The 13017-nt window shown below is 73.2% G+C and carries 11 protein-coding genes; 5 read left to right on the forward strand and 6 right to left on the reverse strand.

Annotation, left to right across the window (positions count from 1 at the left end):
- Positions 1–40: 40 nt before the first annotated feature.
- The 4 genes from ACFOVU_RS27125 to lon form a co-directional block, all read right to left on the reverse strand.
- The gene (locus ACFOVU_RS27125) at positions 41–1396 is read right to left on the reverse strand and encodes a four-carbon acid sugar kinase family protein (protein ID WP_378538111.1); all 1356 of its coding nucleotides are present in this window, start codon (positions 1394–1396) and stop codon (positions 41–43) included.
- Between the two features lie 133 nt (positions 1397–1529).
- The gene (locus ACFOVU_RS27130) at positions 1530–2759 is read right to left on the reverse strand and encodes an MFS transporter (RefSeq protein WP_378538113.1); all 1230 of its coding nucleotides are present in this window, start codon (positions 2757–2759) and stop codon (positions 1530–1532) included.
- 152 nt (positions 2760–2911) lie between these two features.
- On the reverse strand, positions 2912–3982 hold the full coding sequence (locus tag ACFOVU_RS27135) for a Gfo/Idh/MocA family oxidoreductase (protein WP_378538114.1): 1071 nt from the start codon (positions 3980–3982) through the stop codon (positions 2912–2914).
- Between the two features lie 184 nt (positions 3983–4166).
- On the reverse strand, positions 4167–6578 hold the full coding sequence (lon, locus tag ACFOVU_RS27140) for an endopeptidase La (RefSeq protein WP_378538115.1): 2412 nt from the start codon (positions 6576–6578) through the stop codon (positions 4167–4169).
- 232 nt (positions 6579–6810) lie between these two features.
- Here lon and ACFOVU_RS27145 point away from each other — a divergent pair, with 232 nt between their 5' ends.
- From ACFOVU_RS27145 to ACFOVU_RS27155, 3 genes are read left to right on the forward strand one after another with little or no spacing between them, the layout of a single operon-like run.
- Entirely contained in the window at positions 6811–8154 is a 1344-nt protein-coding gene (locus tag ACFOVU_RS27145) for an ABC transporter substrate-binding protein (RefSeq protein WP_378538116.1), read from the forward strand.
- A complete protein-coding gene (locus ACFOVU_RS27150) occupies positions 8154–9131 on the forward strand; it encodes a carbohydrate ABC transporter permease (protein ID WP_378538235.1) in 978 nt (325 codons plus the stop codon). The genes ACFOVU_RS27145 and ACFOVU_RS27150 overlap by 1 nt, the downstream gene beginning before the upstream one ends.
- Complete coding sequence (locus tag ACFOVU_RS27155; RefSeq protein ID WP_378538117.1) at positions 9128–10048, forward strand: carbohydrate ABC transporter permease; 921 nt, start codon at positions 9128–9130, stop codon at positions 10046–10048. The genes ACFOVU_RS27150 and ACFOVU_RS27155 overlap by 4 nt, the downstream gene beginning before the upstream one ends.
- A 55-nt stretch (positions 10049–10103) precedes the next feature.
- On the opposite strand, the gene ACFOVU_RS27160 is transcribed toward ACFOVU_RS27155, so the two are convergent.
- Together ACFOVU_RS27160 and ACFOVU_RS27165 are read right to left on the reverse strand one after the other, a co-directional pair.
- Positions 10104–10760, reverse strand: coding sequence for a response regulator (locus ACFOVU_RS27160; protein WP_378538119.1), 657 nt, complete (start codon positions 10758–10760; stop codon positions 10104–10106).
- Complete coding sequence (locus tag ACFOVU_RS27165; protein WP_378538120.1) at positions 10757–11968, reverse strand: sensor histidine kinase; 1212 nt, start codon at positions 11966–11968, stop codon at positions 10757–10759. Before ACFOVU_RS27165 ends, ACFOVU_RS27160 begins: the two co-directional genes overlap by 4 nt.
- Before the next feature lie 134 nt (positions 11969–12102).
- Here ACFOVU_RS27165 and ACFOVU_RS27170 point away from each other — a divergent pair, with 134 nt between their 5' ends.
- Both ACFOVU_RS27170 and ACFOVU_RS27175 read left to right on the forward strand, forming a co-directional pair.
- Positions 12103–12438 carry an SHOCT domain-containing protein gene (locus ACFOVU_RS27170; protein ID WP_378538121.1) on the forward strand — a complete coding sequence of 112 codons (336 nt, stop codon included), beginning with the start codon at positions 12103–12105 and terminating at the stop codon, positions 12436–12438.
- Complete coding sequence (locus ACFOVU_RS27175; RefSeq protein WP_378538122.1) at positions 12435–13001, forward strand: hypothetical protein; 567 nt, start codon at positions 12435–12437, stop codon at positions 12999–13001. The genes ACFOVU_RS27170 and ACFOVU_RS27175 overlap by 4 nt, the downstream gene beginning before the upstream one ends.
- Positions 13002–13017: the final 16 nt, after the last annotated feature.

Below are 13017 nucleotides of genomic sequence, written 5' to 3' on the forward strand. Positions count from 1 at the left end.
GGTGACCTGCACCGGAGATCCCCGCGCCCGGACCGCGGGCTCAGTGGGGCGGGTCGTGGCGGTGGTAGGGCAGCACGTGCTCCGAGACCTCGGAGTGGACCTGGAGCAGCCGGGCCCGGGCGGCGCGGCGCAGGCGGCTGAGGCACTCGACGGCCGCCATGTCGTCGCCCACCAGCCCGCCCTTGGAGATGACGGGCGCCCCGTCGAGCGGGCCCCCGCCGAGGGTGCCGTGCACGGCCAGGGGCACGACCTCGCCGCCGACCTCGAAGGCGTGCACGCCCAGCTCCTCCAGGACGCTGGAGGCGACGTCGCCGCCGGTGAGGAACAGCCCGCTGGGCAGGGCGTGGATCCCGGCCCGCGCCTCCACCCCGTGCACGGCGTCGGCCACCAGCCCGGCCAGCCGCGCGGGCAGGGCCCGGCCCGCCTCCGCGGGCACCGTGTCGCCGGGCACCGCCACGCGCAGGACCACCACCTCGGGGAAGTTCACGGTGGTGAGGCGGTCGATGAGGGCCTGGGTGACCTCGTCGGCGTGGTCGTCCCCGGGGTCGGCGAGGCGCACGGCGTCGGCGTCGACGAACCAGGCCGGCCCGGTGCGCGCCAGGGTCGCGAACTGACGGCGGGTCAGGGCGGTAGGGCTCCCCGCGACCGCCAGCAGCGGGCCCGGCTCGCCGGACCGGCCGCGCAGCCGCAGGGCGTAGGCGAGGAGGGCGCCGGTGGGGCCGGGGTCGGCCGCGACCCACACGGTGCCGTCGGCGCGGTGGACGTCGGCGGCGGCGACCGCGAGGTCTTCGAGGCGCCGGTCGTCGCTGGCATCGCAGAGCACCACGGGCTCGTCGCCCGCGCCGAGGTCGGCGGCGAGCAGGGCCGGCGTGACCTGCCGGTCGGGCACGTGGCGCACGGCCAGCGAGGTCTGGCGGGCGAGGATGTCGGCGACGCGGCCGGTGGTCACCGGGAAGAACGGGTCCCCGGCGAGCTCGGTGCGCTCCAGGGGGACGCCGCCGAGGAGCTGGACGCCGTCGACGGTGGTGCGCCCGGAGGCGGGGAAGGCCGGGACCATGAGGGCGCGCACCGGGACCCGTTCGGGGACGCGATCGCGGACCGCCGCGAGCGCGGCCTCCAGCTCCGCGCCGACGTTGCCGCGCAGGGTGGTGTCGGTGCGCTTGACCACCAGGTCCACCGGCCAGACGGCCTCGATGACGTCGGTGACCAGGTCGGCGGCCTGCTCGGCCGAGGCGTGCCTGCTGTCGAGGTTGGCCACGACGACGTCGTACTCGCCGGCCGCCGCGGTGACGCGCTCGGGGGTCACCGTCGCCACCCGCATCCCGGCGCGCGCGAACCGCGCACCCGTGGCGTTGGCGCCGGTGAGGTCATCGGCGACGACGAGTACCTGGGCCACGGGAACGGCTCCTCTGCGCAGATCGGGCCGCACCGAACGGGCGGCCACCCGGCGCGGGTCGGATCACACCGCGCACGTCGACTCTCTCATCCTTGAGACCCGGGTCACGCCGGTGACTGAGCGGGAAGCACGGTCACGCCGCGCTCCGGGCACCCCTCCGCAGCAGGAGCAGCCCGATGAGGGCCGCGGTGGCGCACAGCCCCGTGGCGTAGGCGACCACCGCGGTCCAGCCGAGGTGGTCGTAGAACAGCCCGCCCAGCCAGCCGAACGCGCTGGAGCCCAGGTAGTAGGCGAGGGTGTACATCGCGGCGGCCTGCGCGCGGGAGGTGGTGGCCCGGTGGCCGACCCAGGCGGCGGCGGTGGTGTGGGCGGCGAAGAAGAAGAGCGTGAAGACGACCAGTCCGGCGACCACGGCGGCCAGTGAGGGGACGAGCAGCAGGGCGGCGCCGATGATCATCGCGGCGACGCAGGCCGGCAGGACCCGACCGCGCCCGCAGCGCTCGATGACCCGGCCGACCATGGCGGAGCTGACCGTGCCCGCCAGGTAGGCGACGAAGAGGAACGCCACCACGGCCTGGGACAGGCCGAACGGCGAGTCCATCATCCGGAAGCCCAGGTAGTTGTAGACGGTGACGAAGGCGCCCATGAGGAAGAGCGCCTGGCAGTACAACGCGATGAGGCCGGGGTCGGCGACCGCTCCTCCGACCCGGCGCAGCAGCCCCGGGCCGCCGGATCGGCGGGGCCGGGCGACGAACCCGCGCGGCCGCGGGATCGCGACCAGGTAGACGACGAGCGCGAGCAGTCCCAGGAGGGAGTCGGCGCCGATCCCCCAGCGCCACCCGCCGATGTCGGCCACGGCGCCCGCGATCAGCCGCCCGCTCATGCCGCCGAACGTGTTGCCCGCGATGTAGACGCCGGCGACCCGGCCGAGGTGGCGCGGGTCGACCTCTTCGGCGAGGTAGGCCATGGCCACAGCGGGCACCCCGCCCAGCGCCGCGCCCTGGAGGCCGCGCAGGACCAGGAGCATCCACATCTCGGGGGCGAACGGGGCCGCGAGCCCGAGGAGGGTGGAGGCGACGAGGGCCACCGTCATCACCCGGACCCGGCCGAACCGGTCGGCGGCCCCGCTCCACAGCAGAACGGACGCCGCCAGGCCGGCGGTGGCGAAGGAGACGTTGAGGGCCACCTGCGATGCGGAGGCGTCGAACGCCTCCGCCAGGCCGGGCAGGATCGACTGCACGGCGTAGAGCTGGGCGAAGTTGGCGATGCCCGCGGCCGTCATCGCGACCACGATCCGCCGGTACCCCGGGCTTCCGGCACGGTGCCCCTGCTCGGCCCGGAGTTCGGTGGTCGTGTCATCCATACATCCGACGTTAGACACCCCGACCGGACACGGCACCACCCGGGGGGTGCGGTCTGGCCCACACCGGCGGATGAGGGCGGACGGGGCCCGCGGGCCGGCCCGCCGCCGGGACCAGGGGATGACCACCTCCCGAGAGCCGGCCCGCCCCCGGATCAGAGGGTGACCACCTGACCCGTACGGGCACTGCGGCGCGCGGCCTCGATGACCTCCAGCCCGTGGACGACCTCGTGGAGCTCGACCGGAACCGGCTCCGCCTCGCCGACGGCGTCGCGCACCCCGGCGTAGAAGGCGGGGTAGTCGCCGCGCTCGCTGGGGACGGCCCGCAGCTCGCCGTCCGCGCCGAGGCGGCCCCACGCCGATTCCGGCTCGACGCCCCAATCGGGCGAGCCGGGCCGCTCCCCGCGGCCGAGCCGTTCCTCCTGGCCGTCGAGCCCGTCAATGGTGAACGCGGCGGCGTCGCCCAGCACCCGGAAGCGCGGCCCGAGCTGGGCGGCGACGGCGCTCATCCACAGGTGGGAGCGCACGCCCGAGGCATGGGTGAGGGCGAGGAAGGCGTCGTCGTCGGCCCCCGCTCCGGCCCGGCGGGCGTCGAGTTCGGCGTGGACGGAGTCGACGGGGCCGAAGAGGTTGATCGCCTGGTCGATCAGGTGCGAGCCGAGGTCGTAGAGGAGGCCCGCCCCTTCGTCAGCGGTACCGCGTTCCCGCCAGGTGTCCTTGGGAACGGGCCGCCATCGCTCGAAGCGGGACTCGAACCGGTGCACCCGGCCCAGCGCGCCGTCGTCGATCAGCTTCCAGAGGGTGAGGAAGTCGGAGTCCCAGCGCCGGTTCTGGTAGACGGTCAGCACCCGCCCGAGCCGGTCGGCTTCGGCGGCGAGCCCGCGGGCGTCGGCGGCACTGAGCGCGAACGGCTTGTCGACCACAACGGACAGCCCCGCCTCCAGCGCCCGCCGCGCGAGCGGCGCATGGGTGTCGTTGGGGGTGGTGATGACGGCGATCTCGAACTCCCCGGCACGCCGCCACACCTCATCGACCGACCCGAGGACGGCCGTGTCGGGATACCGCTTCCGCACCGCCGCCTGCCGCCCGGGATCCCCGGTCACCACAGCAGAGAGCCGCAGCCCGGGAGTGGCATCGATCAAGGGGGCATGGAACACCTCGCCGCCCTTGCCGTACCCCACAACGACGACATGCAGTTCCGGCCCGGTCTCATCCCCTGTGGTCATGGGGCAACTCTATTCAGCCCCCGCCCTCAGCTCGTCGGCCGAATGCCCCTTGTCCGCGATGAGACCCGAGAATCATGGATTCTCTGATCGATCGGTATGACCTGGGCACACCCGCCTGACTAGAGACGGCGGGGCCGCCGACCCTTGTGGGTCGGCGGCCCCGCTTTCCTCTCGCTGCCCGGTGTCAGGCCGCGGCCGCGGTCTCCGCTGTGTGGGCCGGTTCCAGGGCCAGCTCCAGGACCTCCCGGACATCACTCACCGGGTGGACGGTCAGCTGTTCCAGGACGTCCTCGGGGACGTCGTCGAGGTCGGGCTCGTTGCGGGACGGGATGAGGACCGTGGTGATCCCCGCCCTGTGCGCCGCGAGGAGCTTCTGCTTCACTCCACCAATTGGCAGGACGCGGCCGGTGAGGGAGACCTCGCCGGTCATCGCCACGTCGGCGCGGGCTGTGCGGCCCGACAGCAGGGACGCCAGGGCCGTCGTCATGGTGACGCCGGCGCTGGGGCCGTCCTTGGGGGTCGCACCCGCGGGGACGTGGATGTGCACGCCGCGGTCCTTGAGGTCGGCGACCGGCAGCTCCAGCTCCGCCCCGCGTGAGCGCAGGTAGGAGAGGGCGATCTGCGCGGACTCCTTCATCACGTCGCCGAGCTGGCCGGTGAGGGTCAGCCCGCCCGCCCCGGACTCCGGGTCGGCCAGGGACGCCTCGACGAACAACACGTCGCCGCCCGCCCCCGTGACCGCGAGCCCGGTGGCCACACCCGGCACCGCCGTGCGGTCGGCGGACTCCGGCGTGTGCTTGGGCCGGCCGATGTAGTCGGCCAGGTCGCCCGCGCCCACGGTCACCGGCAGCTCCCGCTCGCCGAGGGCCACGCTCGCCGCGATCTTGCGCAGCACCCGGGCGATGGTCCGCTCCAGCCCGCGCACGCCCGCCTCGCGGGTGTACTCGGCGGCGATGGTGCGCAGCGCGTCGTCACCGAACCCGGCCTCACCGGAGTCGAGCCCGGCCCGCTCCAGCTGGCGCGGGAGCAGGTGGTCGCGGGCGATGACGACCTTCTCGTCCTCGGTGTAGCCGTCCAGGAGCACCAGCTCCATCCGGTCCAGCAGCGGGCCGGGGATGGACTCCAGCGCGTTGGCGGTGGCCAGGAAGACGACGTCGGACAGGTCGAGGTCGACCTCCAGGTAGTGGTCGCGGAACGTGTGGTTCTGCGCCGGGTCGAGCACCTCCAGCAGCGCCGCTGTGGGGTCGCCGCGGAAGTCGCTGCCGACCTTGTCGACCTCGTCGAGGAGCACGACCGGGTTCATCGACCCGGACTCCTTGACCGCGCGGACGATGCGGCCGGGCAGCGCACCCACGTAGGTGCGCCGGTGGCCGCGGATCTCGGCCTCGTCGCGGACGCCGCCCAGGGCGACCCGGGTGAACTTGCGGCCCATGGCGCGCGCGACGGATTCGCCCAGCGAGGTCTTGCCGACACCGGGCGGGCCGACCAGGGCCAGCACCGCCCCGCTGCGCCGGCCGCCGACGACGCCGAGGCCGCGCGCCTCGCGGCGCTTGCGCACCGCCAGGTATTCGACGATGCGCTCCTTGACGTCGTCGAGCCCGGCGTGGTCGGCGTCGAGCACGCCCCGCGCCTCGGCGATGTCGTAGGCGTCCTCGGTGCGCTCGTTCCACGGCATGTCCAGCACGGTGTCGAGCCAGGTGCGGATCCAGCCGGACTCCGGCGAGGAGTCGCCGGCGCGCTCCAGCTTGTCGACCTCGGCCAGGGCGGCCTTGCGGACGTGGTCGGGCAGGTCGGCCAGCTCCACGCGCTCGCGGTAGTCGTCCTCCTCGCTGCCCGGCTTGCCGTCGAGCTCGTTGAGCTCCTTGCGGATCGCCTCCATCTGGCGGCGGAGCAGGAACTCCCGCTGCTGCTTCTCGACGCCCTCCTGAACGTCCTGGTCGATGGTCTCGGCGACGTCGAGTTCGGCGAGGTAGTCGCGGGTCCACTCGGTCAGCAGCCGCAGCCGTTCGGTGACGTCGTAGGTCTCCAGGAGCTGGAGCTTCTGGGCGGTCTTGAGGAACGGCGAGTAGCCGCCGCGGTCGGCCAGGCGGCCGGGGTCGTCGAGCTGCTGCACGCCGTCGAGGACCTGCCAGGCGTTGCGCTTCTGTAGGTAGGTGGTGAGCAGGCCCTTGTACTCGCGGGCCTGTTCGAGGACCTTGCCCGGGTACCCGCCCTCGGGGGCCTCGTCGGTGTGGGTCTCGGCCGAGACCCACAGGGCCGCGCCGGGCCCGGTGGTCCCGCTGCCCACGCGGGCGCGGGCGGTGCCGCGGACCACCGCTGCGGGCTCGCCCTCGGGGGTGCGGCCGACCTGCTCGATGACGGCGACGGTGCCGAAGGGGGCGTAGGTCCCGTCGATGCGCGGGACGATCAGCACGCGGGGCTTGGTGGTGGAGCGGACACCGGGGACCCGGGCGCCGGGCCCGCTCGCCTGCGCCGCGTCGATGGCGGCGCGGACCTCGGAATCGGAGATGTCCACCGGCACGACCATGCCGGGGAGCACGACGTCGTCGTCGAGGGGCAGCACGGGCAGCGTCACGGTGGACTGCGCTTCGGTCATCGGACCCTCCTTGTTGAGTCACTAACACTCAATAAAGAAGAGTCGCCGTTTGTTCCTCGATCCTCGTTCGCCGTGAGCGATCGCCGGAGTTCCCATTCCGGCCATCACGGAGGGGAGTGTGATGTAACCGTTACGCGAGGAATCGGGGTGAACCGTGGACAGAGAGCGACCCAGGAACTTCCATCAGTGAAAGCTAAGGTCTATACCAGTACTCTCGGTTCGAGGTGCGCGTATGCCCCTGTCCTTGCCATCGCCCCGACACTGCTCCCCCCTCGCCGCCTGCCTGTCCCTGGCCCTCCTCACCTCCGGCTGCGCCTACCTGCAAGGCGGCGGAGGCCAGGTGGCCGACCCCGATTCCCCCGCCTGCGCGCCGTTCCGCGAATGGCAGGACACCGGGGGCGGCCGGGTCGAGGTCTACGCCTCCATCCGCGACACAGAGGGCGAGGCCATGCAGGCCGCCTGGGACGACTTCGCGCGATGTACCGGCATCCACATCTCCTACGAGGGCACCGGGGAGTTCGAGGCGCAGATCCAGGTCAAGATCGCGGGCGGCAACGCCCCCGACGTCGCCTTCTTCCCCCAGCCCGGCCTGCTGGCCCGCTTCATCGAGTCCGGCGACGCCCTCCCCCTTCCCGCGGGGGCCGCCCAGCGGGCCGAAGAGGGCTGGACCGCGGACTGGCTCGACTACGTGCGGCGCGACGGCGAACTGTACGCCACCCCGCTCGGCGCCAACGTGAAGTCGATCGTCTGGTACTCGCCGGGGTTCTTCGCCGACAACGGCTATGAGATCCCCGAGACCTGGGACGACATGATCGCCCTCAGCGACCGGATGGCCGGCGACGGCGTCACCCCCTGGTGCGCCGGCATCGAATCCGGCGAGGCCACCGGCTGGCCGGTGACCGACTGGCTGGAGGCCGTGGTGCTCCGCGAGTACGGCCCCGACGTCTACGACCAGTGGGTGGCGCACGAGATCCCGTTCGACGACCCGCGGATCGCCGCGTCCCTCGACCGGGTGGGCGACATCCTGCGCAACCCCGACTACGTGGGCGAGGTGCAGTCCATCCTCACCACCGCGCAGCAGGACGCCGGGCTGCCCATCCTCGACGGCGAGTGCGGCATGTACCTGATCGGCTCGTTCTACGCCTCGAACTGGCCCGAGGGCACCGACATCTCCCCCGACGGCGACGTCTTCACCTTCGACCTGCCCGAGATGAACCCCGACGTGGGCCGCCCCGTGCTCGGCGGCGGAGAGTTCGCCGCGGGCTTCTCCGACCGGCCCGAGGTGGTCGCCTTCCAGGAGTACCTGGCCACGGTCGACTACGCCGACCGCCGCGCCCAGGCCGGCGCCTGGTTCTCCGCACACCAGGACAGCGACCTGGACGCCCTGCTCAACGCCAACGACCGCTTCGCCGCCGAACTGCTGCGCGACCCCGGCACCGTCTTCCGGTGGGACGGCGGCGACAACATGCCGGCCACCGTGGGCTCGGGCACGTTCTGGCGCGGCATGACCGACTGGGTCAACGGCGACGACACCGACGACGTCCTCGCCTACATCGAGAACTCGTGGCCGGCCTGATGGGCATCGACGTGCAGGCCGCGCTGCCCAAGCTGCTCTACCTGGTCATCGCCGTCGCGGCCTTCCTCGCGGTGATCGCTCTGCTGCTGCTCATCGTCGACCGCGGCCCGCGGACCCGGCACGACTGGTGGCAGGCCGCCTGCTTCGGCGGCCCCGCCCTGGTCCTGCTGGCGGGCGGGCTGATCTACCCGGCCGTGCGCACCACGCTGCTGTCCTTCCGCGACCAGGCCGGGGAGGCGTGGGTGGGGCTGGACAACTACGCCTGGATGTTCACCCAGCCCGAGACCCTGCTCGTGCTGCGCAACACCCTGTTATGGGTGCTGTTCGCCCCCGCTCTGGCCACGGCCATCGGGCTGGTCTACGCCGTGCTGGTGGACCGGTCGCGCTACGAGTCGGTCGCCAAGTCGCTGCTGTTCATGCCCATGGCGATCTCCTTCGTCGGCGCCGGCATCATCTGGCGCTTCGTCTACGCCTACCGCCCCGCCGACAGCGACCAGATCGGCCTGCTCAACCAGCTCGTGGTCTGGGCCGGGGGCGAGCCGCGGCAATGGCTGCTCGACGAACCGTTCAACACCCTGCTGCTCATCGTGGTCCTGGTGTGGATCCAGGCGGGCTTCGCGATGGTCGTGCAGTCGGCGGCGATCAAGGCCGTCCCGGCGGAGGTCGTGGAGGCCGCCCGCATCGACGGGGTCAACGCCTGGCAGATGTTCTGGCGGGTCACGCTGCCGGTCATCCGGCCCACCGTGGCGGTCGTGCTGATCACGATCTCGGTGGCGACGCTGAAGGTCTTCGACATCGTGCGCACCATGACCGGCGGCCAGTTCGGCACATCGGTGATCGCCAACGAGATGTACGCCCAGGCGTTCCGGTACAGCGAGCTGGGCCAAGGCTCGGCGCTGGCGGTGTTCCTGTTCGCCCTGGTCACCCCGTTGGTCTTCATCCAGATCCGCAACCGCCGCACCCGGGAGGCGCGATGACACCGACCGAGACCTCCGCGGGCCGCGTCCGGCGCCGCCTGTCGGGGCGCGGCGGCAGCATCGCGGCGCTGGTGATCGCTGTGGTGTGGACCGTGCCCACCGCCGGCATGCTGGTTTCGTCGCTGCGGCCCGAGGAGCAGATCCGCACCACCGGCTGGTGGACGTTCTTCTCCGCGCCCGAGCTGACCCTGGACAACTACACCGGGGTGCTGTTCGGCGGCCCGGCCTCGGGCCGGCTGGCCGGCTACTTCGTCAACTCGTTCGTGATCACGCTGCCCACGGTGGTGTTCGATGTCGTCCTGGCGGCGCTCGCCGCCTACTGCCTGTCGTGGATGCGGTTCCCCGGCCGCGACTGGCTCTTCATCGGGATCTTCTCGCTCCAGATCGTGCCGTTGCAGATGTCGCTGGTCCCGCTGCTGCGGCTGTTCTCCGACGGCCTGGCCGTCGGCGGGTTCCAGGTCCTGCCCGCCTGGGACCTCTTGGGGGCGTTCCAGTTCACCACCGTGTGGGTGGCGCACACCGTCTTCGGCCTGCCCCTGGGCATCTTCCTGCTGCACAACTTCATCTCACGGCTGCCCCACGGGCTGATCGAGGCCGCCCGGGTCGACGGGGCCGGGCACGGGGTGATCTTCCGCCGGATCGTGCTGCCGCTGTCGGTCCCGGCGCTGGTGTCGCTGGCGATCTTCCAGTTCCTGTGGGTGTGGAACGACCTGCTGGTGGCGCTGATCTTCGCCGGGGGCAGCATCGAGGTGGCCCCGCTCACCGTCCGGCTCGCCGAGATGGCGGGACCGTCCGGCGAGGACTGGCACCGGCTCACCGCGGGGGCGTTCGTGTCGATCGTCGTCCCGCTGATCGTGTTCTTCTGCCTCCAGCGCTACTTCGTGCGCGGCCTGCTGGCCGGCGGCATGAAGGGCTGATGCGGGGTGCGCCCGCCTTCAGGCGAGGGCGGGCGCACCGCCGCCACCACCGCCCTCAGCGCACCAGCCCGGCGCGGTAGGCGATCACCACGAGCTGCGCCCGGTCGCGCGCCTGCAACTTCACCATCGCCCGGCTGACGTGCGTGCGCGCCGTGGCCGGGCTGACGAACAGCCGCTCGGCGATCTCGGCGTTGGACAGCCCCTCGCCGACCAGGGCGAGCACCTCGCGCTCGCGCTCGGTCAGCTCCGTCAGCGCCGGGCGCGCCCCCTCGCCGCCGGGCGCGCGGCTCACGAAGCTGGAGATGACCCGGCGCGTCACCGACGGCGACAGCAGGGACTCCCCCGAGGCGGCGAGCCGGATCGCGCGCAGCAGCTCGGCGGGCTCACTGTCCTTGATCAGGAACCCCGACGCGCCCGCCCGCAGCGCGTCAAACACGTACTCGTCCAGCTCGAAGGTCGTCAGCACCACCACGCGGGTCGACGCCAGCCGGTCGTCGGCGGCGATCTCGCGCAGCGCGGCGATCCCGTCCATGACCGGCATGCGCACGTCCATCAGCACCACATCGGGGTGCTCGCGGCGGACGAGCTCCACCGCTTCGCGGCCGTCTGCGGCCTCCCCCGCCGACTCCAGGTCGTCCTCGGCCTCCACCAGCACGCGCAGCCCCATGCGCACCAGCGCCTGGTCGTCGGCGATCGCCACCCGGATGGTCACCGCTCCCCCCGCGGCAGCTCGGCGCGGACCGCGAACCCGCCCTCGGGGCGCGGGCCGGCGGTCAGGGTCCCGCCCACGGCGCGGGCGCGCTCGCGCATCCCCGCGATCCCGTTTCCCTCGGCCGGTGCCTGCCCCGGCCGGGCCGGCCCGTCGTCCGTTATCTCCACCACGACCTCCGCGGGCCGGTAGGTGATGAGTACGGCCGCCCCGGCGCCTCCGGCGTGCCGCACCACATTGGTCAGGGCCTCCTGCACGATCCGGTAGGCCGCGTGGTCCACCGCCGCGGGCAGCGGGCCGGGCTCGCCCTCGGTGCGCGCCTCGGCGGCCCGGCCCGCCGAGGCGACCCCGGCGACGAGCTCGTCGAGGCGCTCCAGGCCCGGAAGGGGCTCGCGGCGGCGGTCGGCCCCTTCGGGGTCGCGGAACACCGCGAGCGTGCCGCGCAGCTCCTCCAGCGCATCCTTGCTCGTCTGCCGGATCGCCTCAAGGGACGGCTCGACGTGGTCGGGGCGCTTGTGCAGCACGTGCAGCGCCACCCCGGCATGCATGTTGATCACCGACAGGCTGTGCCCCACGACGTCGTGCACCTCGCGGGCGATGCGCAGCCGCTCCTCGTAGGCGAACCGGCGCAGCTCCTGGTCGCGTTCGCGGCGCGCGGTCTCGCGGCGCGAGCGCACGATCACCCCGAGCGCCGCCGGGACGCTGAACAGCGCCGCGCCGACCGCCACCCCCACGTAGAGGTCGATGTCGTAGAGCCCGAAGTAGGGCCGGTCCAGGTAGCCCACCAGGAACATGGGCAGCGCCACCGCCGTCCACGGCGCCCACGCGCGCGGCGGGTAGAGCGACGCCATGGTGTAGGTGAGCACGATGGGGCCGAGCAGGACGGGCCCGAAGTACCCGCCGACGAGCACGATGACGGTCACGGCGGCCACCGCCGCGACGAAGGCCGCCCGCGGGCGGATCCGGCGCACCATCACCGCCGCGGCCACCACCGCGATGGACGCGTACATCCCGATGGGCAGCGGCTCGAAGTGGGGCTCGAACTTCGGCGGCCGGTCGGGGGAGCCCGGCCCGTGCCAGGACTGGGGGAAGGGCCCGGATTCGCCGGTCTGGAACTGCGCCTGGGCCACGGCGAGCGCGAGGAGCGCGATGGCCAGCCCCAGGGGCACGTCCAGCGCGAGCTTGCGGATCAGGCGGCGGTCCCGGCTCACGCTCCCGACACTAGCCGTCCGGCCGTGACCCGGGCGTCGGCTCGCGGGCGTATCCGGTCTGGTGCCGCGCGCGTAGCGGCGAAGCCGCCGCCGGGGCGACGACGCGCGCAGGGGCAAGGGGCGACGCTGATGGCATGGATACCGCACTGATCAACGCGGCCGGAACGATCACCGCAGCGGCGGGCCACGGGCCGCCCTGGGGTGCCGGACCGCCCCCGTTCGCCCATCCACTGATCGGAGTCGCCATGTTCCTCGTACTGCTGTTGCTGATCGCCCTCGGCTTCCTGATCGCCACCCGGTTCGGCAAGCGCCGGCCGCCGTGGGCGACGCCGCCCGAGGCCCCCGAGGACGGGGCCAAGCGGGTACTGGCCGAGCGGTTCGCCCGAGGTGACATCGGGGTCGACGAGTTCCTGGAGCGCGCCAGCGTCCTGAACTGGTCCCCCGGCAGCTCCCCGGGCGCACGGAAGTGACCGCCCAGGCCGTCGGCTCCGCCGCCCCGGCGCGGCCGGGCCCGCCACGTCCGGCCGCCCGGACGTGGCGGCTGCGGCCGGCCTGGCGGGCGGCGTGGGTGAGCGCCCACGTGGTGGCGTCGGTCGGCTGGCTCGGGGTGCACGGGGGCGTGCTCGCGCTGGTGGTGACCGGCCTGGCGGCGGAATCGCCGGGCGCGGCCGCCGGCGCCTACGCCGGAGCGGCGCAACTGGTGCGGCTGCTGGTGCTCCCCCTCAGCCTCACGGCCCTCGTCACCGGGCTGGTGCTGTCACTGGGCACCCCGTGGGGATTGTTCCGCCACTACTGGGTCGCCCTCAAGCTCGTCTTCACCGCACTGCTCGTGGCCGGGAGCAACCTGAGCCTTGGCCCTATGGTGCTGGACCTCGCGGCGGCCACGGCCGACGGCTCGGTCCTGCCGTCCGACCTGGACCGCGCGCGGCCGGCCATCGCCCTGTCGGTGGCGCTGACACTGCTGCTGGCGTCGACACTGCTGTCCACGGTCAAGCCGTTCGGCCGTATCCGCACGCCCGCCCGGGCGGGGTGACCGGGGGCGGGCCGGG

The sequence above is a fragment of the Nocardiopsis sediminis genome, from assembly GCF_042650565.1.
GTDB lineage: Bacteria > Actinomycetota > Actinomycetes > Streptosporangiales > Streptosporangiaceae > Nocardiopsis_B > Nocardiopsis_B sediminis.

What these genes read in the sequence shown, in the direction of transcription:
- ACFOVU_RS27150 (WP_378538235.1), top strand. Translation starts at nt 8,154, where the DNA reads ATGGGCATCGACGTGCAGGCCGCGCTGCCCAAGCTGCTCTACCTGGTC.
- ACFOVU_RS27155 (WP_378538117.1), top strand. Translation starts at nt 9,128, where the DNA reads ATGACACCGACCGAGACCTCCGCGGGCCGCGTCCGGCGCCGCCTGTCG.
- ACFOVU_RS27130 (WP_378538113.1), bottom strand. Translation starts at nt 2,759, where the DNA reads ATGGATGACACGACCACCGAACTCCGGGCCGAGCAGGGGCACCGTGCC.
- ACFOVU_RS27170 (WP_378538121.1), top strand. Translation starts at nt 12,103, where the DNA reads ATGGATACCGCACTGATCAACGCGGCCGGAACGATCACCGCAGCGGCG.
- ACFOVU_RS27135 (WP_378538114.1), bottom strand. Translation starts at nt 3,982, where the DNA reads ATGACCACAGGGGATGAGACCGGGCCGGAACTGCATGTCGTCGTTGTG.
- ACFOVU_RS27145 (WP_378538116.1), top strand. Translation starts at nt 6,811, where the DNA reads ATGCCCCTGTCCTTGCCATCGCCCCGACACTGCTCCCCCCTCGCCGCC.
- lon (WP_378538115.1), bottom strand. Translation starts at nt 6,578, where the DNA reads ATGACCGAAGCGCAGTCCACCGTGACGCTGCCCGTGCTGCCCCTCGAC.